Source organism: Lysobacterales bacterium, from assembly GCA_014946745.1.
In the GTDB taxonomy this organism is placed as follows: domain Bacteria; phylum Pseudomonadota; class Gammaproteobacteria; order Xanthomonadales; family Xanthomonadaceae; genus Aquimonas.
On the sequence record JADCRD010000001.1, the window covers coordinates 161,249 to 181,262 of the forward strand.

Below are 20,014 nucleotides of genomic sequence, written 5' to 3' on the forward strand. Positions count from 1 at the left end.
AAGTCGCAAAAACAGCGGTCTGTCGCTGCCCTCAGCGCACCATGCCTGGCAGGAAAGCGTTCCAGCGCGAGCTGGGCTTGGCGGGCGCGGTCGTGGTCGAGTCGCCGCCGCCGTTGGCTGCCGCGCGCGCCGGAACCGCCGCGCCCCCGACCGCCTGCAGGCCGGCCGGCAGTTCCGCGTCTTCGATCAGCGCCGCGGCGGATTCCGGACTTGCGGCTTCGACCTCAGAGGAAGCACCGACCTCGTTGCCGCAGTCTTCGGCTTCGGCGTCCATCGGGAGCACTTCGACGGCCATCGCCGGAAGCGCAAGTGACAGCCACAGCAGCAAAACGCTCAGGATCGTGCGGATCTGGGACATGACCTTTCCTTGGGGCAGAGGCTGCCGAGGCGGCTTCCGTCGGGGGGCTTGGCAGCCATTCCGGGCTTCGGAATCTGGAGGCTCAAGTGCGGAGCACGGGCGAAGCGACGCCGGAGTGTAGCGCGTGGGTGTCCAGACAAAGTGAGGAAATGTCAACGGTTCGGGCCGTAGCGCCAGACTGACGCAGCGCAGCGTGACCTCAACGGACGCTCTGGCATGCTCGGCCGATGGTTGCCGTCTTGAGTCCTCGCGCCCTGGAAGCGCCTGTCACCGCCGCGCAGATGCGGCGTGCCCTGATTGCGGGCATGCGTCGCGTGATCGAACGCCGTGAATTGCTCGATCGCATCAACGTTTTTCCCGTGCCGGATGGCGATACCGGCAGCAACCTCGCCTTTACCCTGAACAGCGTCTTGGCCGGTAGCCTGAGCCGCCGCTGCGCGGCGATGGGGCCTCTTCTACGGCAGGTCGCCGAGGATGCCGTGGATGGCGCACGCGGCAATTCCGGGGCGATCCTCGCGCAGTTCCTGTCTGGCGTTTCGGAGCGCGTGGCCGATGCCAAGGTTTTGCCTCCCGACGAGCTCGCGGCCGCTGCTGCTGCGGGGGCCGACGCTGCGCGCAAGGCGCTGTCCGAGCCGCGCGAGGGCACCATCTTGAGCGTGATTCGCGCGTTCTCGGATGGGTTGTCGCGTGCCGGTACAGAAGGCGCGCGCGACCTTCGGGAGCGCTTCGAGCGTGCGCTCGAGGCGGCGCGCGCGGCGCTCGCCGACACGCCGCGACAGCTGGCGGTGCTCCGTCAGGCTGGGGTGGTCGACGCGGGTGCCCAAGGTTTCGTGGATCTGCTTGAAGGGATCGCCGACTACCTGCGCACGGGTCGCCTAAAGGTGGCCGCCCGGAGCGAACACCTGGAAGACATTCCTTTCGTGGGGGCGGATCTGCACGACGCTGTCGACCCCGCACATCGCTGGTGCACCGAGTGCCTGCTGAGCGCCGAGGCGGTCGATGCCGATGCGCTGCGTACGGCCCTGACCGCTGCGGGCGCGGATTCCGTGGTGATTGCCGGCGGCCGTCAGCGTGTTCGCGTTCATGCCCACGTGGGCGCGCCCGCCCAGCTGTTCGAGTTGGCTGCCCGCTTCGGCAAGGTGAGCGCGCACAAGGCCGAGGACATGCTGGCCCAGCAGCACGAGGCCAGCCTGGTGCAGGCCGTGGCCGTGGTCACCGACTCAGGCGCGGACTATCCGGCCGAGCTGGCGCAGCGCCTTGGGCTGTCCGCCGTGCCGGTGCGGGTGTCGTTTGGCGAGGAGGAGTTCCTCGACAAGGTCTCGATCAGCACCGCCGAGTTCCACCGGCGACTGAAGTCCAGCGCGATTCCTCCGAAGACGTCGCAGCCGCCGCCCGGCGACTTCCGGCGCCAGTTCGAAACGCGCCTGTCCCACCACCGCGAGCTGGTCTATGTCGGCATATCCCGCGCACTTTCGGGCACGCTGCAGGCCGGCGAGTCGGCGGCGACCCGCGTGGGCGCTGAGCGCATCCGCGTGGTTGACTCCGGCCACGCCAGCTGCGGTCAGGCCCTGCTGGCGATCGCGGCTGCCGAAGCCGCGGCGCGCGGCTGCATGGCCGACGAGATCGTCGCCGAGATCGAAGCCCTGCGCCCTCGCGTGCAGACCTGGGCCATCACCCGCGATGTCAGCTTCGCGGTGCGCGGCGGCCGCCTTCCGGCCTGGGCCGGTTGGCTGGTGGCTGCGCTAGGGCTCACGCCGGTGGCGCGGGCCAAGCCGAATGGGCGCTTGGCGGTGGCGGGGGCTCTGGCGGGAGGACCCGACGCAGCGCCAGAGCGCTTCGCCCGACATCTGCTGAAGCGTCTCGATGCGCGTCGGCGCTGGCGGCTGCTGGTCGGTCACGTCGACTGCGAGGGCGATGCGCGTCACCTCGAGCGCCGCCTTCGCGAGGCCCTGCCGATCGACAGTCTGGGTGTGGTCGAAGTCGGGCCGGCAATTGGCGCACATGCGGGCACGGGGGCACTGGTGGTGGGCCTGCTGGACATGGGGCCGTTGGACCCCGCCTGAGTTCGTCTGGTCGCTACCCGCGCACTGCTTCCAGCGCTTTCGCCCCCTCCCGCCCAACCCGCACACTAGCGCCATGCTCCAGACACTGACCGCTCTTCTGATGGCCTATCTGCTCGGCTCGCTGTCCGGCAGCCTGCTGATCGGTCGTGCCATCGGCGTCGATATCCGTCAGAGCGGCAGCGGCAACGCCGGCGGAACCAATGCCTTTCGAACGCGCGGCTGGCGTTTCGCGCTCGGCGTGGTGCTGATCGATATCGGCAAAGGCGCCCTGGCGGCCGCGTTGGCGCTGTGGCTCTGGACCGACGCAGCGCCGCTGTCCGCGACTTCGCTGGCGGGGGCCTGCACTCTGGCGGCGGCGATCGGCCATACCTGGCCGGTGTTCTTCGGCTTTCGCGGCGGCAAGGGCGCGGGCACCCTGGTGGGCGGGCTGTGCGTGGCTTGGCCGCTGAGCGTGGGGCCGGTGTTCCTGGTCTGGGTGATGTGCCTGGTTCTGACCGGCTATGTCGGGCTCTCGACCCTGCTCGCCGCGCTTGCGCTGGTGCCGCTGGCGCTGTGGGCCGCGCCGGATCAACTCGTGTTTGCGCTGGCGGCGGCGGGCTTCATCGTGTTCACCCACCGCAGCAACGTGCTGCGGCTGCTGCGTGGCACCGAGCACCGCTTCGAGCGCGTGCGTGTGTTTCGTCGGCGTGTCGGCTGATGCCGGAGGACTCGACCCCATCGATGCATGCGCTCGCGGAGCGCGCGGGGCAGGCGCTGAAGGCCGCTGATCGCTCGCCGCCGCAGCTGCAGTGGGTAGCTGAAACCGAATCCACCAACTCGGATCTGCTCGCCGCTGGCTGTCCGCCTGACGAGGGTCTCGCGCGGGTCGCCGAGCGGCAGACGGCCGGCCGCGGTCGTCTGGGTCGGGTCTGGCAGTCGCGCGCCGGCGGCAGCCTTTGCCTGTCGATCGCGCTGCCTTGGCCGGGCGGCGTGGCCCGTGCGGCAGGCGCGAGTCTGGTGGCCGGGCTTGCGGTCGCGGAAACGCTGCGCGCGCACGGCGCTGACGAGGTCGGCCTCAAATGGCCCAACGACCTGTGGGCGCGTGGCCGCAAGCTCGGCGGGCTGCTGGTCGAGGTGGGTGGGCGCGGCGATGCCGTGTTCCTGGTGGTCGGCGTGGGCCTCAACCTGGACCTGCCGCGTGACTTCGAGGCCGGGCTCGATTGGATCGATCTTGCCGCGCTGGGTCTCGCGCCCGACCGCGCCGGGCTGGTGGCGGCTCTGCTTCTGCAGCTGCGTGCACGACTCAGGCAGATGCAGGATCAAGGGCTGGCCGAGCTGCTGCCGGCCTGGCAGCACTTCGACGCGCTGCGCGGCTGCGCGGTGCAGATGCTGAGCGGCGATCAGCGCTGGCCGGGCCGTGCGCTGGGTCTTGCCGACGATGGCGGGCTGCGCGTCGAACATGCCGACGGCGAGCGCGTCTGGCACAGCGGCGAAGCCAGCCTGAGGCCGGCATGAAGCCGCGCCTTCTGCTTGACCTCGGCAACACCCGGCTGAAGTGGGCTCTGGCCCTGCCGCCCACGGCTGAGTGTCCGGACTGGCGGCTCGGCGACGTGGCGGCGCTGGCGCATGCGGGCCCCGACTTTCTGCCTGCACTGGAGCAGAAGCTGCGCGTGCTGCCTGAAGTGCAGAGCGTGCATCTGGTGGCTGTCACCGCCGAGTCGAGCGTCGAAGCCATCACGCGCTGCATCGCCGCATCCGTGCGGACCGAGCGCCCCGGCCTGCTGCGCGCGCGTACTCAAGCCGAGGCGGCCGTGTCGCAGGGGCGGAGGCTGCGCTGCGCCTATCCGCAGCCCGAGCACCTTGGGACCGACCGCTGGCTGAGCCTGCGCGGCGCGCTCGCGATCGTCTCTCCACCCGCCCTGGTCGTCGGTGCGGGTACTGCTCTGACGGTCGATGCCATTGACGGCGAGAGCCGGCATCTTGGCGGTCTGATCCTCTGTGGGATTGCCACCATGCACGAGGCCCTGCTGGCGCGCGCGCCGCATTTGCGGATGCCCGGTGGATCGCCCGGGCTCGACGCCTTCTGGGCGGATGACACGGCGCCAGCCGTGGCAATGGCGCCGTGGCAGGCCGCAGCGGGCCTGATCGAGCGCGCGAGGCGACGGCTTGAGCTGCAGTGCGGCAAGCCGCCCGCGGTGCTGCTGGCGGGCGGCGATGCAGCAGACATCGCCCCCCTGCTGGAGTGCCCGGCGCGGGTTGAGCCTTTCCTCGTGCTGCACGGACTGCTGCAGGCGGCCGTCCGCGACTGAGCCCGCGCTGTCGGGGCGGGTTCGAAGCGCCCTGTTATCCTGCACGCCCGCCTCTCCCCTTACCGATTGCTCACTGCCGATGCTGCCCCGCCTGCTCGTCCTGCTGTTGCTGCTCATGAATATCGGCGTCGGCGTCTGGTGGTTTCTGCGTCCTGAGCACGAGCCGCGCCGCTTCGCGCCCACCGAACCCGCCGTGCCGGGGCTGGAATTGCTGACGGAGATCGAGGCGCGCGAGGCGGTGGGCGAGCTGGCGGAGGCGCCGCAGCCCATCGCGCCCAGTGCGGACGCGGTCTGCGAGCGCATCGGACCTTTCCTCACCCAAGCCGACCTGCGCCGTGCCGTGGGTGCGCTCACGCCGGTCGTACAGCGCATCCAGTTCCGCGAAACCCGCGCGCTGGCGCGGCGCGGCTACTGGGTCTACATGCCCGCGCAGCCGACCCGCGACGCCGCGCTCGCCACCGCGCGCGAACTCGCCGCTCAAGGTCTGCGCGACTACTACGTGGTGACCGCCGGCGATCGCCAGAACACCATCTCGTTGGGACTGTTCCGCGAGCTTGCGAACGCCCGCCAGCGACAGGCCGATGTGCGCGCCATGGGCTTTGGCGCCGAGCTGGGCGAGCGCACCGAGGAGATTCCACAGTACTGGGTCGATATCGCCGCGGACCCTCGCTTCAACTGGCGCGCCCAGCTCGGCGGCTACGCCGGGGTCGATTCCAGCCGTATCGACTGCGAGGCTTGAGGGCTGGATTCGTGAGTGCCTGATCGGACCGACGCTTGAGCGCGGCATGAGGGAGCACACCTTCGCTTCGGTGTACCGATCAGGGATGAGGAGAAACGAAGAGCGACACGAGCCCGAACTCCGAATTCCGTCTGCAAGACGCTACAATCCCCCTCCCGTGCCGGCATAGCTCAGTTGGTAGAGCAACCGCCTTGTAAGCGGTAGGTCGTCCGTTCGATTCGGACTGCCGGCACCACTCTCGCAGCACTGCTGCCCGATCGACCCCCACCGTGGCCCAAGACACGTGAGCATCGACGGTTTCGATTCCCTGCTGGCCCTGTACCGCCTGGCGCTCAAGGACAAGCGCCAGAAGCTGCGTCGCTACATGGCCGCGATTCGCGAAGCGCCCAGCAACGATGCGGCTGAGGCGGATGTGACCGAGCTGCGCGGCATGCTGCACAAGATGGCGGGCTCGGCCGGCGCCTACGGCTTTCCCGATGTGAGCGACAAGTCCCGCGCCATCGAGCGCCAGTGGATCGCCTGGATCAAGTCGCCGCCTGAAGCGCGTCGCCCTGTGCAGGCCCTGTGCGCCGAGCTGCTGACGCCAACGCTGGAGCTGCTGGTGCTGATCGACAAGGCCATTGCCGCCGCCGCCCGGGCCGCCGAAGAACAGGAAGAACCATGAGTTCGAACCGCTTTCTCCCGGTCAGCCTGATCGGCGTGCCCACCGATATCGGCGCCGGCCATCGCGGCGCCTCGATGGGGCCGGAAGCTCTGCGTGTGGCCGGGCTGGGCGAGGCGCTCGCCGCACGCGGCCTGCAGGTCCACGATCGCGGCAACCTGCGCGGGCCATTCAACCCCTGGCAGCCGCCGCATGAGGGCTATCGGCATCTGGAGCAGGTGGTCGAATGGAACACCGCGGTGATGCACGCCGTCGAAGCCGAACTCAAGGCCGGGCGCATGCCGATCATGCTGGGTGGCGATCACTGCCTGGCGGTCGGTTCGATCACCGCCGTCGCCAAGCATGTGCGCGCCCAGGGCAAAAAGCTGCGCATCCTCTGGCTGGACGCGCACGCTGATTTCAACACCTCCGAACTCACGCCCAGCGGCAACGTGCACGGTATGCCCGTGGCCTGCCTCTGCGGCATGGGCCCGCGCGCGCTCACCCATCTCGGCGGCAGCATTCCTGCGATCACCCCGGACCAGGTCAAGCAGATCGGCATCCGCTCGGTCGACGAGGGCGAGCGCCGCTTGGTGCATGAGGCGGGGCTCGACATCTACGACATGCGCTATATCGACGAAGTCGGCATGAAGCGGGCGCTGGAGGAAGCGCTGGAGGGCGTCGACGCCGACACCCATCTGCACGTCAGCTTCGACGTCGATTTTCTTGATCCCGGCATCGCGCCTGGCGTCGGCACGACGGTCGAGGGCGGGCCGAACTACCGCGAGGCGCAGCTGGTGATGGAGATGATCGCCGACACCGGCCGCATGGCCTCGCTGGACATCGTCGAGCTGAACCCCGCGTTCGATGAGCGCAACCGCACGGCCCGGCTGGCGGTGGACCTCGTCGAGAGCCTGTTCGGCAAGTCCACACTGATGCGTGACCCGCTGCGCGAGCCGCGTTGAGCGGCGCCTGACTGGGCTGAATCGTCGCGAGGCCTCACGCTGACGGCGGGCGATGGCGCTGCTAGGCTGCGCTCCCCGCCGAACGTCGGTGCTCAAGCCCTCGGAGTTCCCATGCGCATTCCCACGACCGTCTGGCGCCTCGCGGCGCTCGCGCTCGGCCTGCTCGTGCTGGCCGGCTGCAACACCATCCAGGGCGCCGGCAAGGACTTGCAGCGCGCCGGCGAGAAGATCGAAGAGGCCGCGCGCCGTTGACCGCGCGCTGCGCCCCCATACCCCACGAGGCTCCATGTCCCGCACCCGCGTCCTCACCGGCATCACCACCACCGGCACCCCGCACCTTGGCAACTACGTCGGCGCGATCCGCCCGGCGATCGCCGCCAGCGCCGACCCGAACGTCGACGCCTTCTTCTTTCTCGCCGACTACCACGCCCTGATCAAGTGCGACGAGCCGGCGCGCATCCAGAGCTCGCGCATGCAGATCGCCGCGACCTGGCTGGCGGCCGGGCTGGACCCGCAGCGCGTGCACTTTTATCGGCAGTCGGACATCCCCGAGATTCCCGAGCTGACTTGGCTGCTGACCTGCGTCACCGCCAAGGGGATGATGAACCGGGCGCATGCCTACAAGGCCGCGACGGACGCCAATGAGGCGGCTGGCGAGGACGCCGATGCTGGCGTCACCATGGGCCTGTTCAGTTACCCGGTGTTGATGGCGGCGGACATCCTGATGTTCAACGCGCACAGGGTCCCGGTGGGCCGCGATCAGGTGCAGCACATCGAGATGGCGCGCGACATCGGCGCGCGCTTCAACCATCTGTTCGGGCAGGGGCGCAGCTTCTTCACCCTGCCGGAGGCGGTGATCGAGGAATCGGTGGCGACCTTGCCCGGACTCGACGGCCGCAAGATGTCGAAGAGCTACGACAACACCATCCCGCTGTTCGAGGGCGGCGCCAAGGCGCTGAGAGAGGCGGTGGCCCGCGTGGTCACCGACTCGCGCCTGCCCGGCGAGCCCAAAGACCCGGAAGGCAACGCTCTGGCCCTGATCTTCGACGCCTTCGCCAGCGCTGAAGAGGCCTCGACCTTCCGTGCCGATCTGCGCGGCGGCCTGGGCTGGGGCGAAGCCAAGCAGCGTCTGGTCGAGCGCGTCGAGCGCGATATCGCCCCCATGCGCGAGCGCTACCTGGCGTACATGGCCGACCCGCAGCGTCTGGAGGACATCCTGCAGGCCGGCGCGGCCCGGGCCCGGGCCATCGCCGCCCCGCTGCTGGCGGAGCTGCGCGAAGCGGTGGGCCTGCGTCGCTTCGTTACTGCGGTGGGCAAGACGGCCGAGACCAGGGCGGAACGGGAAGCGCTGCCCCAGCTCAAGCAGTACCGCGATGCCGACGGGCAGTTCTACTTCAAGCTGCTGTCGGCCGAGGGTGAGCTGCTGCTGCAGAGCTCGGGATACGCGTCGCCCAAGAAGGCCGGCCAGGCGTTGCAGCAGCTGCGCCAGTGCAATCCCGCCGAGCTGCGTGAGGGTCTGAGCGGACGCGTGAGCGATGAGGCGCTGCAGGAGATCGCGCGCGCCTTCGCGGTGCTGCAGGCCGCCGAAGCGGAGCGCAAGGCGCGCGCGGCGGGCGGCTGAGGAAAGCGCGTCACGTTTCGCCGGTTTCGCGGGCGTCGAAAGCCGACACAGCGTTCACGCTGGATCTCGCGTTTTGCCCTGCTGGCGCAGAATGTGACGTCATGTGTCAGCGGTATTCCGCTACCGTTTATCGGGGCTGCGGCGGGGGCCTAGTTTTCAATTGTTTTTCTCGGGTTAGAGTTAAAAAACGTTTCACCGCCCTTCATGCCCGGGGGAATCCGCATGACTTCCGCACGCTTCACCAGCTTGGTGCTGGCACTCGCCAGTCTCGCCGCCGTTCTGTTCTCCCCGAGCAGTCGGGCCGACGATCCGATCTTCTCGAACTCGTTCGAGGTGCCCTTCAACAGCCCCGCCAACGATGGCGAGGCGGCCCGGTTCCTGAACCAGGCCACTTTCGGCGCCACCGCTGCGGACATCACAGCGGTTCGCAACCAGAGCATCAGCGGCTGGCTGTCGGCGCAGCTGAATCTCGGCACCGTGACGCTGTCGCGGCCCTGGCTTGAGGCTTACACCGCGTCGCTGGCCACGGGCGGCGTTAACCAAGACATGCGCGTCCAGCGCTGGTACGACGTCGCGGTGAACGCGCCGGACCAGGTGCGCCAGCGGGTGGCGTGGGCTTTGTCGCAGTTCGTGGTGGCTTCCGACCGCGATGCGTTCCTGATCGATCAGGAAATCATGATGGCGGAGTGGAACGACATCCTCGTCCGCAACGCTTTGGGCAACTACCGAGATCTGCTGCGTGAGGTGAGCTACAGCCCGATGATGGGCCGCTACCTGACCTCGCTGCGCAACCAGCGATTCCTGCTGCTGAACTCGAACGGCACCTACACCGCGGGCAACAACGGCGTGCAGCCGGACGAGAACTACGCACGCGAGATCATGCAGCTGTTCTCGATCGGGCTGCTGGTGCGCGGCAAGGATTTCTACACCACGTTCCCTGACGAGCAGAACCCCGACCTTCGCAAGACCACCTACAACGAAGACGACATCGCCAACCTCGCGCGCGTCTTCACCGGCCTGTCCCACACCTGCACCCAGGGCGCTTCCACCGCTGGAGGAGTGCCGTTCAACCGCAACTGCGGCGCCAACGACGCGACGGCCTGTACGGGCGTGGGCTGTCGTTTCGGTCAGGGCGGCTCACGGCTGTTCAACACCTCGAACATCATCGCCGACCCGATCGCCGATCGTGGCCTGATCCATCCGGACTTCTACCGGCCGATGGTCTGCTACCCGGCCTTCCACGACACCGGACGCGACAACCAGGGTGGCCAGCTGCCGGATCCCGAGTCGACCTTGGTCAACCTGCCGCCGGGCTCGCCGGGCCCGAACAAGCGCCTGGTGCTGGGCGCCGTCGGTGGTGACCGCACCCTCGAACTCATTCCCAGCTTTGACGGCCTCGCCACGCTGAACTGCGCCGCTGCGAACCTGACGCCCCAGCAGCAGCAGGCCTGCGTCAGCTACTGCGAAGGCGGCATCGATCAGGCCATCGATTTCCTGTTCAACCACCCGAACACGCCGCCGATGGTGGCGCGCCAGCTGATCCAGCGTCTGGTCACTTCGAATCCGACCCCGGGCTACGTGGAGCGCGTGGCCGATGCCTTCATCAACAACGGCTCGGGCGTGCGCGGCGACATGAAGACCGTGGTGTCGGCGATCCTGCTCGACGTCGAAGCCCGTCGCCCTGCCAGCCACCCCGAGCAGCCGGTGAACTTCGGCAAGGTCCGCGAGCCCATGCTGAAGATGGTGGCGCTGTGGCGGCACTTCGGAGCGCGTTCTGGCGACACGGCGAACATTCCGGCGACCAATCCGCGCGGTGGTCAGGCCAACCCGCTGGCGGGTCAGCCGAGCCTGCGCCGCTGGGGCCCGAACAACCCGCAGGACATCTTCCAGCAGCGCCCGCACGGCGCGCCCTCGGTGTTCAACTTCTACGAGCCGGACTACAAGCAGCCGGGAGCCGTGGCAACCTTGGGCCTGTTCTCGCCGGAGCTGCAGATCGTCCACGAAGTGAGCGCGGTGTCGGTCGCCAATGAGCTGTTCACCCGCATCTGCTCGGGCTACGGCGGCAACGATTGCGGCAACACCTTCACCCTGCCGACCGACCGCTCCTACTTCCCGACCGCGCAGATCGATGCGATGCCAGCCGTGGTGCCCGCCAACGCCAACCTGGCCTCTGCGACCCTGGCCCAGGACATGGAGCTGATCAACTTCTTCAACGTCCGCATGATGGGCGGCACCATGAGCGGCGCCGACATCACCAGCAGCTTCAACTGCCTGAACTCCGAGCCGGGCATGAAGTGGCGGCTGATGAACGCGCTGCGCTGCGGCGGCGGCCTCAACGAGAACCTGAACGGCGGTACCAACGGCACCACCAACGGCACGCAGGCAGAGCGCAAGCGGCGCAAGGCGCTCTTCCTGATGCACCTGGTCGCCATTTCCCCCGAGTACAGCACCCAGCGCTGAGGAGCCACGCCATGTCCCGCATCCATTTCGACAAGCGCCGTGACTTCCTGAAGGGCGCCGCCTGCATGGCGGCCTCCGGCGCCGCCGCAACCTTCGTGCCCCAGCTGTCCATGATGGGCACCGCTCTCGCGCAGTCCGCGCCCACCGGCTACAAGGCCCTGGTCTGCATTTATCTGTCCGGCGGCAACGACTCCTGGAACCTGTTGATCCCGTCCGATACGAGCACCCAGATTCCGGTCGCCGGCCGCACGGCGCTTGCGCCCTATGGCCCCACGCCCTACGGCTGGTACGTGACTTCGCGAGGCGGGCTGTTTCAGGGTTCGGGCTCGCAGTTGGGTATTCCGCTGGTCGGCGGAGGCGCGGCGGGTCAGCTGCCCAACGCCCTGGCCCTGCAAGGCGTGCCCTATGCCCTCAACCCGGCGGCGGCGAACAACGCAGGGCTGGGCACGGAGACCGGTCTGCGCCGCATGTTCAATCAGGGGCGGTTGGCTTTCATCGCCAACGTCGGTCCGCTGGTCGAGCCGGTGCGCCGTCAGAACTTCAACACCTGGAAGCGCCCGCCGCAGCTGTATTCGCACAACGACCAGACCAACCTCTGGCAGATCGGCGGCGGCGACAACTCGTCGCAGCCGAGCGGCTGGGGCGGTCGCATGGCCGGCCGGCTTCTCGGGTCTTCACCCGCCAGCGGTCTGTCGCCCTGCATCTCGATCAGCGGCCAGACGCGCTTTCTGGTCGGTGAGTACGGCGGTGGGCAGCCGGTGATCCCCTATCGCTTGTCCACCAGCGGCACCAATCCCGCGACTTCACTGAACAACTACGGCGGTGGCAACCTGGCGGGTACCAAGCGCCGCGAAGTGCTGGAGAGCCTGCTGAACACCACCTACCCGCAGGCTTTCAGCAACGAGTACGGCCAGATCGTCGATCGCTCGATGAACCTGTCGACCGGCATCAATCAGGCGATCGGCCTGCTCGGCACCGACACCCGCTTCACCCAGGCCCAAGGCGGCAACGCGATCTCGTTCAACGCGGCGGTCAACAACATTCCCGGTTCCGGTCTGGGCAATCAGCTGCGTCAGGTGGCGCGCATGATTGCGGTCTCCCGGCCGGGGGTCAGCGGCTTCAGCATCGCCGCCAATCGCCAGGTGTTCTATGTCAGCACCGGCGGCTACGACACCCACGATGCGCAGATCCCGGCGGCCGCTCCTGTCAATGGCACCTGGGGAGGCCACCAGGGTTTGCTGCAGCAGGTCGCGCAGGCGGTGCATTTCTTCTACGAAGCGATCGCTGTGCTCAACAACGTCCCGGGCTACAGCGGCGTCCTGAACGAGGTGATGGGGTTCACCCAGAGCGAGTTCGCGCGCACGATCAACTCCAACGGCAGCGGCACCGATCACGCCTGGGGCGCCGTGCAGATGGTGTTCGGTCGTCCCGCCAGCGAGGGCGGCCCACTCAATGGCGGCCAGATCTACGGACGCTACCCTCTGCAGCTGCTCAACCGGAGCTTCTCCGGAAGCCCCGATCTCCTCGGCGAGAGCTTCAATCGCGGCGAGTTCCTGCCCACCACGTCGGTGGACCAGATGTCAGCCACGTTCGCGCGCTGGATGGGCGTCAGCGCTGTGGATGTTCCGGTGCTGTTCCCGAACATCGGAGCTTTCACCAATGGCTCGCATCCCAACGCGGCGGTGATGGCCTACAACACCCAGACGGTGCCGTTCATCACCGTCTGATCGCACAGGCTGTTGGGATGCAAGAAGGGCTGCCCGGTCGGGCAGCCCTTCTCGTTGGACGAGCTCGCAACTCCGTCGCGTCGACCACTCGACGCAGCCCCAGCGTTCGCAGCGACAACGGGCGGACCGCAGACGCCGCGCTCAGGGACGCTGGATGCTTTCGAAGCGGCCGATAAACAGGCGCTGCCCGCCAACGGAGTCTGGCATGAGCGCGCCGCTCGCGATCCAGTCGTAAATGGCTGCCTGCAGCGCGGAATCGCCGGGCATCTGCGCGCCGAAGGGCGGCACATCACAATTGATTTTGAGGAACAGCGCGCTGGCGAGCGGCTCGAACGGGCGCACCCGCAGAATGCTGGCATCGCCGTTGGCTGCGCGACCGCGCTCATCCGTGCCCAGCAGATTGGTCACTGCATTGTTGAGATTGAGGTTCAAGCCGCCGTTGCTGCCGTTGATGTGGCAGCTGCTGCATTGAGCCTCAAGTAGCGGGCGGATATCGCCCTCGAAGCTGATGTCGTAGCGGATTGGAAAGCTGTTCGGCGGGAGCGGAGCGCACCCGCTCGGGCCGCCAGCAGCTTGGGCTGTACCGCCTGCGAACAGAGCGCAGGCAGCGATGAGGGACAGAAGAATTCGTGGGTTCACGGCGTGATGGTTCCAGGTGGCGTCAGCAGGTTGAACTGGTGTCGGGAGGACTCCATCGAGTCGCGAAACACGACATCGCTGTAGGGCCCGCCGAACGCGTCGAACCCGCGCGCGCCTTGGGCGATCCAGTCATACACGAGGGCGCGCAAACGTGGCGAGAGACGTACCGGCATCTGATCGGTGGCCGGCGGCATGTACGGATAGTCGCCCGGCGGGGTGCAGTTGATCATCGCGTAGAGCAGGCTCGACTCAGGCTTGCCCGGCACCACCCGGAAAATGTCGCCGTTGCGGAAGCTGTTGGCCAGCACCAGCTCGTAGCCAGCGAAGTCCGGTGTGTCCAACCTCAGGCCGCCCATCGCCGTCTGGTTGTGACAGCCCACGCAGCCGCCGGCCAGCCACACGTCGTGGATGTCGCGAATCTCGTCGGGTAGGCCGCTGCCCGCGAGGTCGTACTGCATTCCGTAGGTGATCGGCTCGGCGTCGAGGCTTTCGCACTGGCTGGCCAGGGGCGGAAAGCCGATCAAAGCCGCACGGTTCTCCGGCCAAGCCTCGGCGGTGGAAGCGGCAAGCACGTGCAGGCCAGCAAGGACAAGAGCGACGCTGCACGTGCGAGCGAGCGCGGATGAGCGGCGGGGCTGAAGGCGCGAGTTCATGTGACGGAGTGTGACATGGCCGCGGCATGCTGACGTAGTCCGCGAAACCGCACTGTGAAGCGGACCACCTTCAACGGAAATCGCGTTGACTCAGTACTTGCCGGGCCGCAGCACTTCGACGTCGGCAAAGAACAGGGTCAAGCCGAAATTGGCGCCGTACTCGGCCAGCACGTGGGCGGCGATGCGATCGGCGACTTCGGCCTCGCAGATCACCTTCATCTCGATGCTGCGGTCGGCCTCCCAGCTGCCTTCGCGGATGCCGCTGTGGCCCGCACCGCGCACGTCGTACACGGTGTAGCCCTGCGCGCCCAGCCGGCGCACATCGCGCGCCAGCGACTTCTCAAGCGCGGCCTCGGCAATGATCACGAGCAGGGTGCGAGGATGTTTGGGCAAGGTCATGCGGGCGTGCCTCCCAGCCAGTGGGCGAGCTTGAGGTAGAGCGGAATGCCGATGATGACGTTGAAAGGGAAGCTGATGCCCAGCGCCGCCGTGATCGACAGTGCCGCGTTGGCCTCAGGCACGGCCATGCGCATCGCGGTGGGCGCTGCGATGTAGCTGGCGCTTGCCGCCAGCGTGGCGAGAATGGCGATGCCGCCCACCGACAGCTCCAGCGCCACGCCCGTCAGCGCGCCCAGTACGGCCAGCAGCGGCGGAAAGCCGATGCCGATCAACAGCAGGCGCGGGCCGAAGGGGCCGATCTCGCGCAGTCGCCCGCCCGCGACCAGGCCGAGCTCAAGCAGAAACAGCGCAAGAATGCCGCGGAAGGGATCGATGAAGACCGGCGCGATGGCCTTGCTGCCTTCGACGCCGGCTATTGCCCCGATCGCGAGGCCGCCCGCCAGCAGCAGCACGGACTTGCCGAATAGCACTTCATGACCCAGCGCGCCCCAGCGCACGTCCTTGAGGCGCGACATCCGCGCGAGCAGGATGCCGGCGACCAGCGCGGGAGCCTCCATCACCGCGACCCACAGCGCGGCGTGCGATTCGTAGGCCACGCCGGCGCGGTCAAGGGCGGCCGTGGCCACCGCGAAGGTGACCACGCTGACCGAGCCGTAGTGCGCCGCCAGCGAGGCGCTGTCCGCGCTCGCGAAGCGCAGCAGACGCAGCGCGGGAAACAGCAGCAGCGGAATCGCGAAGCCGAGCGCCATCGTGGCGAAGACTTGCGGCAGCAGGTCGCTGAGCGAATGCTTCGACAGCTCGATGCCGCCCTTTAGACCGATCGCCAAGAGCAGATAGATCGACAGCACCTCGTACACCGCTTCCGGCAGGCGCAGATCGGATTTAGCCAGGCGCGCGACCAGGCCCAGCAGGAAGAAAAGCACGACGACATCGAACATGGGCGCGGATGCTGTCACGCACGCCCCTCCAGACGCCAGCGTTTGTGCGCCAGCGCCTACACTGCGCGCCACCTAAAGCGGAGAAACCCATGCTGGAATGCATCGAGATCGAAACCGGACCGCAGCCGCGCCACAGCGTGATCTGGCTGCATGGCCTGGGTGCCGATGGCCACGACTTCGAACCCATCGTGCCTGAGCTGGTAAAGCCCGGCTGGCCGTCGCTGCGCTTCGTGTTCCCCCATGCGCCGGTGCGCCCGATCACCATGAACGGCGGCATGCGCATGCGCGGCTGGTACGACATCTACGGCCTGGAACTCATGGCGATCGAGGATGAGGCCGGCATTCTCGCCTCGGTGGCTGAGGTCGAGCGTCTGCTGGCGCGTGAGCGCCAGCGCGGCGTCGACAGTCACCGCATCTTGCTTGCCGGCTTTTCGCAGGGCGGTGCCGTGGCACTGGCGGCGGGTCTCACCCAGCCCGAGCGACTCGCCGGCATCGTCGCGCTCTCGACCTATCTGCCGATTGCAGCGCAGGTCGCAGCGCGGCGCGCGCCGATCCAGGCCGGCCTGCCGCTGTTTGTCGGACACGGTGCAGTGGACCCGATCGTGCCGCAGGCGCTGGGCCTTGCAGCGCGCCAGCGGCTGCAGGACTGGGGGCATACGGTCGACTGGCACAGCTACGGCATGCCGCACAGCGTCTGCGCCGAGGAGATCCGCGACCTGTCCGGATGGATGGAGCGGCATCTGCTGGGCGAGCAGCGGTAAGGGCTCGGGCGCGGGCGGCAGGCATACTTCCGGAGATGCACAGCGCCCCGCTCGATGACTGGCTGCCCGACTTCTGCCGCGTGCCCACCCTGTTCGTGGTGATGGTCGCCGCGCAGATCATCGTGCTGGCCGCCGTGCTCATGCCCGGTGCGGCCGGCGACCCCGCTGAAGCCGGTTCGCGCCTGTTCGTCGCCAGTGTGTTCGCGCAGTGGCTGGCGCTGTTGGCCAGCGTGCTGCTGTGCAAGCTGCGGCCGCTGGTGCTGCGGCTCAAGCCGCGTGCGCTGTCGATCGCGGCGGGCTGGTTGGTGCCGACCTTGGCGACCCTGGTGGGCGCCGGGGTCGTGCATCAGCTCGACGTGACCCTGAAAGTCGGGCTCACCGTGCCGACAGGCCACGGACTGCAGTTCGCGCTGTCCTGCGCGGCCGTAGCGGGTCTGCTGTCGGCGGCGCTGCTGCGCTACTTCTACGTGCAGCAGCTGTGGCAGGCGCAGGTACAGGCCAGCGCCCAGGCCGAAGTGCGCGCCCTGCAGGCGCGCATCCGCCCGCACTTCCTGTTCAACAGCTTGAACAGCATCATCAGCCTCGTGCGCCGCGACCCGGCGACCGCCGAACGCGCCATCGAGGATCTCTCGGAAGTCTTTCGTGCCGCCTTGGGCGCAGGCCAGGGTGACTGGTCGCTGGGCGAGGAGTTCGAGCTGATCGATCGCTATCTCGGCATCGAGCGCCTGCGTCTTGGCGAACGCCTGCGCCTGCGCATCGACCTCGAACCCGGCTGGCCGCAGACACTGCGCCTGCCGCGGCTGTTGCTGCAGCCGCTGGTCGAGAACGCCATCCTGCACGGCGTGGCCCGTCTGCCGCAGGGAGGCGAGGTTCACATCGAGCTGCGCGCCATCGATGGCGGCGTGCGCATCGAGATCGGCAACCCCTGCCCGCCGCAGGCGGGCAACGGCGGCAATCGCCATGCCTTGACCAGTATCGAGCAGCGCCTGCAGCACTTTTTTGGCCCGAGCGCGTGGATGACCGTGGTCCCGGCTCCCGACTACTATGCGGTGACTTTATGGATGCCCCGGAACCCCGCGCTGCCGTCCTCGACGTCCTGATCGTCGACGACGAGCCCCTTGCCCGCCAGCGTCTGCAGGATCTGCTCGCGGACCTTCCCAACGTGCGCGTAGTCGGCGAAGTCGGCGACGGTCGTCAGGCAGTCGATGCCTGCGCCCAGCTGTGTCCCGACGTGGTGCTGCTGGATATCGCGATGCCAGTGATGGACGGCCTGGAGGCGGCCCGTCACCTGGCGTCGGATCCCACCGCACCCGCGGTGGTGTTCTGCACCGCCTACGACGAGCACGCGCTGGCTGCCTTCGAAGCCCGCGCCATCGACTACCTGCTGAAGCCAGTGCGCGCCGAGCGCCTCGCGGCGGCGCTGGAGCGGGCTCGCTCCCTGGGCCGCGCCCGTGCAAACGAGCGACTGCAGGCGCTGCCCAAGACCCAGGCACGTACGCATCTTTGCGCGCGGCTGCGCGGCAGCCTGCGGCTGATTCCTGTCGCCGATGTCGTCTATCTGCAAGCCGAAGAGAAGTACGTGGTGGTCCATCACCTCGGCGGTCAGGACCTGATCGAGGATTCGCTGAAGGCGCTGGAGCAGGAGTTCCCCGAGCGCTTCCTGCGCATCCATCGCAACTGCCTTGTCGCCCGCAGCGAGCTGCGCGAGCTGCGTCGCGGCAACGATGGGCAGGTGCACGCGCTGCTGAAGCGCAGCGCCGATGCGCTCGAGATCAGCCGCCGCTGCCTTCCCCAGATTCGTCAACTGCTGAAGCATCTATGACCCGAACTCTGCGGATCGCCACCCGCAAGAGCGCGCTCGCGCTGTGGCAAACGGAACACGTCGCGGCCCGCCTGCGTGACTTGCATCCTGGCATCGCCATCGAACTGGTGCCGCTGTCCACACGCGGCGACGAGGTGCTCGATCGTTCGCTGTCGGCGATCGGCGGCAAGGGCCTGTTCCTCAAGGAGCTCGAAGAAGCCATGCTGCGCGATGAGGCCGACCTCGCCGTGCATTCGCTGAAGGACGTGCCGATGGCGCTTGAGGGGCCCTTCGTGCTGCCGGCTGTGCTGGAGCGTGCGAATCCTTTCGATGCGTTCGTCAGCAATGCCTACGCCGATATCGCGGCGCTGCCCGAGGGCGCGCGCGTGGGCACGTCCTCGCTGCGTCGACGCGCGCAGATCAAGGCGCAGCGCCCTGACCTTGACATCGTCGACCTGCGCGGCAACGTCAACACGCGCCTGGCCAAGCTCGATGCGGGCGAATACGCGGCCATCGTGCTGGCCTGCGCGGGTCTCGAGCGATTGGGCTTCGATGCGCGCATCCGCGCGACGCTGAGTCCGCCTCGGGTGCTTCCGGCGGCCTCGCAAGGCGCCATCGCGATCGAGTGTCGCGAAGATGCAGCGGATGTTCGCACCCTGCTGGCCACCCTCGACCACGCCCCCACGCGCCGCTGCGTGGACGCAGAGCGGGCCATGAACCTCGCTTTGGGCGGCAGCTGTCACGCTGCGATTGCGGCGTACTGCATCGAGCAGGGCGAGCGTCTGCGTCTGCGCGGCTGGGTGGGCGATGCGGGCAGCGGCGCAGGCATTGGTGTCGATCTGGAAGGTAAGTCGTCCGCGCCAGAAGCCCTTGGGCTGCGTGCAGCCGAAGCCTTGCGCGCCCAGGGCGCCGAGCGATTGCTCGCCAGTGCTTGAATACGGCGCACGCGCAGGCCATCGCACTGAGCTGAGCCAGTGGGCTGCTGTGTTGCTGCGGGGCTTGCCCAATGCCCAGCGCCGAAACGCGCCCGGCCCGCACAGCCATGGCCTACGGTAACGCCGAAGAATTCAGCGTTGCCGTAGGCCATGTCGAGGGCGCTCGCGGCCACAGATCAAGTGCAGGATCGACTTGATCCGGGTTGCCTCAGCGCTCCGCAGACGGGCCCGCCCAGGGCGGCAAGACTCGGTGCTGATCAGCGGAACGCGTAGACCAGGTTGATCGTGGTCAGCAGATCGGTGCTCTTGCTGCCGGCGGGCGTTTCGCTGTTGTAGCGCGCCTGCAGACCGGCCTTCAGCGCCAGCTTCTCGGTCATCGACACCGCGACACCAAAGTCGTTCTGCGCAAAGGTGTTGTCCTCGCCGCTTTCGACCAGCAGCACATTGGTCAGCTCGGTGGTTTCCGTCAGCACGCGGCGGAAGTCGAGCGCTCCGCGCAGGATGGCGTTGTTCTCGGTCTCGCCAGTCTCAGCCACTTTGGCACGGCGATAGCCGGGACCGACCTCGGCGCTCAGGTGGCCGCTGTCGTTGCTGTAGAGCGTGTAGCCGAAGCCAATCGAGAACGTGCTCTGGCTCTCGTAGGCGCTGAAGTCATCGCGTTCATGGCGCAGCGCGCTGATCCACGATGCGCGCTCGTTCATCTTGAAGGCGCTGGAGGCGTGCGCCGCCCAGCGGTTTGCAGTGGTTTCGAACAGGGTCTCGGCTTGGCCGTCGCCGTCGAAGTCGCCGGTGATCTCGCCTTTGGCGCGCAGCACGCTGACCCCGAACATGTGCTTCCAGCGGTCATCCTCATTGATGAAATCGAGCTTGGCGTTGAGGTTCTCCGAGCGCGCGTTGCCGCGGGCCGCCGCCAGGCCGAACTCGCCGGTGCCCGTCCAGCTCTGAGCGTGAGAGGCAGCGGGCAGGGCGGCAAGCAGGGAGAACAGGAGCAGAGTCGAGCGCATGGGAACCTCGTGGCTGTGGGTGT

At 68.0% G+C, this 20,014-nt stretch carries 21 protein-coding genes and 1 tRNA gene; 16 read left to right on the plus strand and 6 right to left on the minus strand.

Annotated elements, in window-relative coordinates; translation table 11 throughout:
- Positions 1-31: 31 nt before the first annotated feature.
- The gene (locus tag H4O13_00655; protein MBE5313895.1) at positions 32-358 is read right to left on the minus strand and encodes a hypothetical protein; all 327 of its coding nucleotides are present in this window, start codon (positions 356-358) and stop codon (positions 32-34) included.
- 239 nt (positions 359-597) lie between these two features.
- Here H4O13_00655 and H4O13_00660 point away from each other — a divergent pair, with 239 nt between their 5' ends.
- From H4O13_00660 to H4O13_00715, 12 genes are all read left to right on the plus strand, one after another.
- A complete protein-coding gene (locus tag H4O13_00660) occupies positions 598-2,421 on the plus strand; it encodes a DegV family EDD domain-containing protein (GenBank protein ID MBE5313896.1) in 1,824 nt (607 codons plus the stop codon).
- Positions 2,422-2,494: 73 nt separating this feature from the next.
- Positions 2,495-3,118, plus strand: a complete 624-nt coding sequence (plsY, locus tag H4O13_00665; GenBank protein ID MBE5313897.1) for a glycerol-3-phosphate 1-O-acyltransferase PlsY — start codon at positions 2,495-2,497, stop codon at positions 3,116-3,118.
- 23 nt (positions 3,119-3,141) lie between these two features.
- The gene (locus H4O13_00670; GenBank protein MBE5313898.1) at positions 3,142-3,915 is read left to right on the plus strand and encodes a biotin--[acetyl-CoA-carboxylase] ligase; all 774 of its coding nucleotides are present in this window, start codon (positions 3,142-3,144) and stop codon (positions 3,913-3,915) included.
- The gene (locus tag H4O13_00675) at positions 3,912-4,709 is read left to right on the plus strand and encodes a type III pantothenate kinase (protein ID MBE5313899.1); all 798 of its coding nucleotides are present in this window, start codon (positions 3,912-3,914) and stop codon (positions 4,707-4,709) included. Before H4O13_00670 ends, H4O13_00675 begins: the two co-directional genes overlap by 4 nt.
- 79 nt (positions 4,710-4,788) lie before the next feature.
- Positions 4,789-5,448, plus strand: a complete 660-nt coding sequence (locus H4O13_00680) for an SPOR domain-containing protein (protein ID MBE5313900.1) — start codon at positions 4,789-4,791, stop codon at positions 5,446-5,448.
- A gap of 159 nt (positions 5,449-5,607) precedes the next feature.
- Positions 5,608-5,683 (plus strand) — tRNA-Thr (locus H4O13_00685).
- A 48-nt stretch (positions 5,684-5,731) separates the two neighbouring features.
- Complete coding sequence (locus H4O13_00690) at positions 5,732-6,112, plus strand: Hpt domain-containing protein (GenBank protein ID MBE5313901.1); 381 nt, start codon at positions 5,732-5,734, stop codon at positions 6,110-6,112.
- The gene (gene rocF, locus H4O13_00695) at positions 6,109-7,053 is read left to right on the plus strand and encodes an arginase (GenBank protein ID MBE5313902.1); all 945 of its coding nucleotides are present in this window, start codon (positions 6,109-6,111) and stop codon (positions 7,051-7,053) included. The genes H4O13_00690 and rocF overlap by 4 nt, the downstream gene beginning before the upstream one ends.
- Before the next feature lie 111 nt (positions 7,054-7,164).
- A complete protein-coding gene (locus H4O13_00700) occupies positions 7,165-7,305 on the plus strand; it encodes an entericidin A/B family lipoprotein (GenBank protein ID MBE5313903.1) in 141 nt (46 codons plus the stop codon).
- Positions 7,306-7,339: 34 nt separating this feature from the next.
- A complete protein-coding gene (locus H4O13_00705; protein ID MBE5313904.1) occupies positions 7,340-8,674 on the plus strand; it encodes a tryptophan--tRNA ligase in 1,335 nt (444 codons plus the stop codon).
- Between the two features lie 222 nt (positions 8,675-8,896).
- A complete protein-coding gene (locus H4O13_00710; protein MBE5313905.1) occupies positions 8,897-11,134 on the plus strand; it encodes a DUF1800 family protein in 2,238 nt (745 codons plus the stop codon).
- Positions 11,135-11,145: 11 nt separating this feature from the next.
- A complete protein-coding gene (locus H4O13_00715) occupies positions 11,146-12,861 on the plus strand; it encodes a DUF1501 domain-containing protein (GenBank protein ID MBE5313906.1) in 1,716 nt (571 codons plus the stop codon).
- 141 nt (positions 12,862-13,002) lie between these two features.
- Here H4O13_00715 and H4O13_00720 read toward each other — a convergent pair whose 3' ends face one another.
- From H4O13_00720 to H4O13_00735, 4 genes are all read right to left on the minus strand, one after another.
- Positions 13,003-13,293, minus strand: a complete 291-nt coding sequence (locus H4O13_00720; GenBank protein ID MBE5313907.1) for a hypothetical protein — start codon at positions 13,291-13,293, stop codon at positions 13,003-13,005.
- 203 nt (positions 13,294-13,496) lie between these two features.
- Positions 13,497-14,072, minus strand: a complete 576-nt coding sequence (locus H4O13_00725) for a hypothetical protein (GenBank protein ID MBE5313908.1) — start codon at positions 14,070-14,072, stop codon at positions 13,497-13,499.
- A 171-nt stretch (positions 14,073-14,243) separates the two neighbouring features.
- Positions 14,244-14,552 (minus strand): transcriptional regulator, encoded by a 309-nt coding sequence (locus H4O13_00730; GenBank protein MBE5313909.1) that lies wholly within the window; start codon positions 14,550-14,552, stop codon positions 14,244-14,246.
- On the minus strand, positions 14,549-15,490 hold the full coding sequence (locus H4O13_00735; GenBank protein ID MBE5313910.1) for a sodium-dependent bicarbonate transport family permease: 942 nt from the start codon (positions 15,488-15,490) through the stop codon (positions 14,549-14,551). Before H4O13_00735 ends, H4O13_00730 begins: the two co-directional genes overlap by 4 nt.
- Before the next feature lie 89 nt (positions 15,491-15,579).
- Here H4O13_00735 and H4O13_00740 point away from each other — a divergent pair, with 89 nt between their 5' ends.
- From H4O13_00740 to hemC, 4 genes are read left to right on the plus strand one after another with little or no spacing between them, the layout of a single operon-like run.
- Positions 15,580-16,251, plus strand: a complete 672-nt coding sequence (locus H4O13_00740; GenBank protein ID MBE5313911.1) for a carboxylesterase — start codon at positions 15,580-15,582, stop codon at positions 16,249-16,251.
- A gap of 35 nt (positions 16,252-16,286) precedes the next feature.
- On the plus strand, positions 16,287-17,351 hold the full coding sequence (locus H4O13_00745) for a sensor histidine kinase (protein ID MBE5313912.1): 1,065 nt from the start codon (positions 16,287-16,289) through the stop codon (positions 17,349-17,351).
- The gene (locus tag H4O13_00750) at positions 17,309-18,073 is read left to right on the plus strand and encodes a response regulator transcription factor (protein MBE5313913.1); all 765 of its coding nucleotides are present in this window, start codon (positions 17,309-17,311) and stop codon (positions 18,071-18,073) included. The genes H4O13_00745 and H4O13_00750 overlap by 43 nt, the downstream gene beginning before the upstream one ends.
- Positions 18,070-18,987, plus strand: coding sequence for a hydroxymethylbilane synthase (hemC, locus tag H4O13_00755; protein ID MBE5313914.1), 918 nt, complete (start codon positions 18,070-18,072; stop codon positions 18,985-18,987). Before H4O13_00750 ends, hemC begins: the two co-directional genes overlap by 4 nt.
- A gap of 257 nt (positions 18,988-19,244) precedes the next feature.
- Here the strand turns inward: hemC and H4O13_00760 are convergent, their stop codons facing one another.
- Entirely contained in the window at positions 19,245-19,991 is a 747-nt protein-coding gene (locus tag H4O13_00760; GenBank protein MBE5313915.1) for a DUF481 domain-containing protein, read from the minus strand.
- Between the last annotated feature and the right edge of the window lie 23 nt (positions 19,992-20,014).

Excerpts from the sequence above, each read along its gene's own strand:
- H4O13_00655 (MBE5313895.1), bottom strand. The coding sequence starts at position 358 with ATGTCCCAGATCCGCACGATCCTGAGCGTTTTGCTGCTGTGGCTGTCA.
- plsY (MBE5313897.1), top strand. The coding sequence starts at position 2,495 with ATGCTCCAGACACTGACCGCTCTTCTGATGGCCTATCTGCTCGGCTCG.
- H4O13_00670 (MBE5313898.1), top strand. The coding sequence starts at position 3,142 with ATGCATGCGCTCGCGGAGCGCGCGGGGCAGGCGCTGAAGGCCGCTGAT.
- H4O13_00675 (MBE5313899.1), top strand. The coding sequence starts at position 3,912 with ATGAAGCCGCGCCTTCTGCTTGACCTCGGCAACACCCGGCTGAAGTGG.
- H4O13_00680 (MBE5313900.1), top strand. The coding sequence starts at position 4,789 with ATGCTGCCCCGCCTGCTCGTCCTGCTGTTGCTGCTCATGAATATCGGC.
- rocF (MBE5313902.1), top strand. The coding sequence starts at position 6,109 with ATGAGTTCGAACCGCTTTCTCCCGGTCAGCCTGATCGGCGTGCCCACC.
- H4O13_00700 (MBE5313903.1), top strand. The coding sequence starts at position 7,165 with ATGCGCATTCCCACGACCGTCTGGCGCCTCGCGGCGCTCGCGCTCGGC.
- H4O13_00705 (MBE5313904.1), top strand. The coding sequence starts at position 7,340 with ATGTCCCGCACCCGCGTCCTCACCGGCATCACCACCACCGGCACCCCG.
- H4O13_00710 (MBE5313905.1), top strand. The coding sequence starts at position 8,897 with ATGACTTCCGCACGCTTCACCAGCTTGGTGCTGGCACTCGCCAGTCTC.
- H4O13_00715 (MBE5313906.1), top strand. The coding sequence starts at position 11,146 with ATGTCCCGCATCCATTTCGACAAGCGCCGTGACTTCCTGAAGGGCGCC.
- H4O13_00730 (MBE5313909.1), bottom strand. The coding sequence starts at position 14,552 with ATGACCTTGCCCAAACATCCTCGCACCCTGCTCGTGATCATTGCCGAG.
- H4O13_00735 (MBE5313910.1), bottom strand. The coding sequence starts at position 15,490 with ATGTTCGATGTCGTCGTGCTTTTCTTCCTGCTGGGCCTGGTCGCGCGC.
- H4O13_00740 (MBE5313911.1), top strand. The coding sequence starts at position 15,580 with ATGCTGGAATGCATCGAGATCGAAACCGGACCGCAGCCGCGCCACAGC.
- H4O13_00745 (MBE5313912.1), top strand. The coding sequence starts at position 16,287 with ATGCACAGCGCCCCGCTCGATGACTGGCTGCCCGACTTCTGCCGCGTG.
- H4O13_00750 (MBE5313913.1), top strand. The coding sequence starts at position 17,309 with ATGGATGCCCCGGAACCCCGCGCTGCCGTCCTCGACGTCCTGATCGTC.
- hemC (MBE5313914.1), top strand. The coding sequence starts at position 18,070 with ATGACCCGAACTCTGCGGATCGCCACCCGCAAGAGCGCGCTCGCGCTG.
- H4O13_00760 (MBE5313915.1), bottom strand. The coding sequence starts at position 19,991 with ATGCGCTCGACTCTGCTCCTGTTCTCCCTGCTTGCCGCCCTGCCCGCT.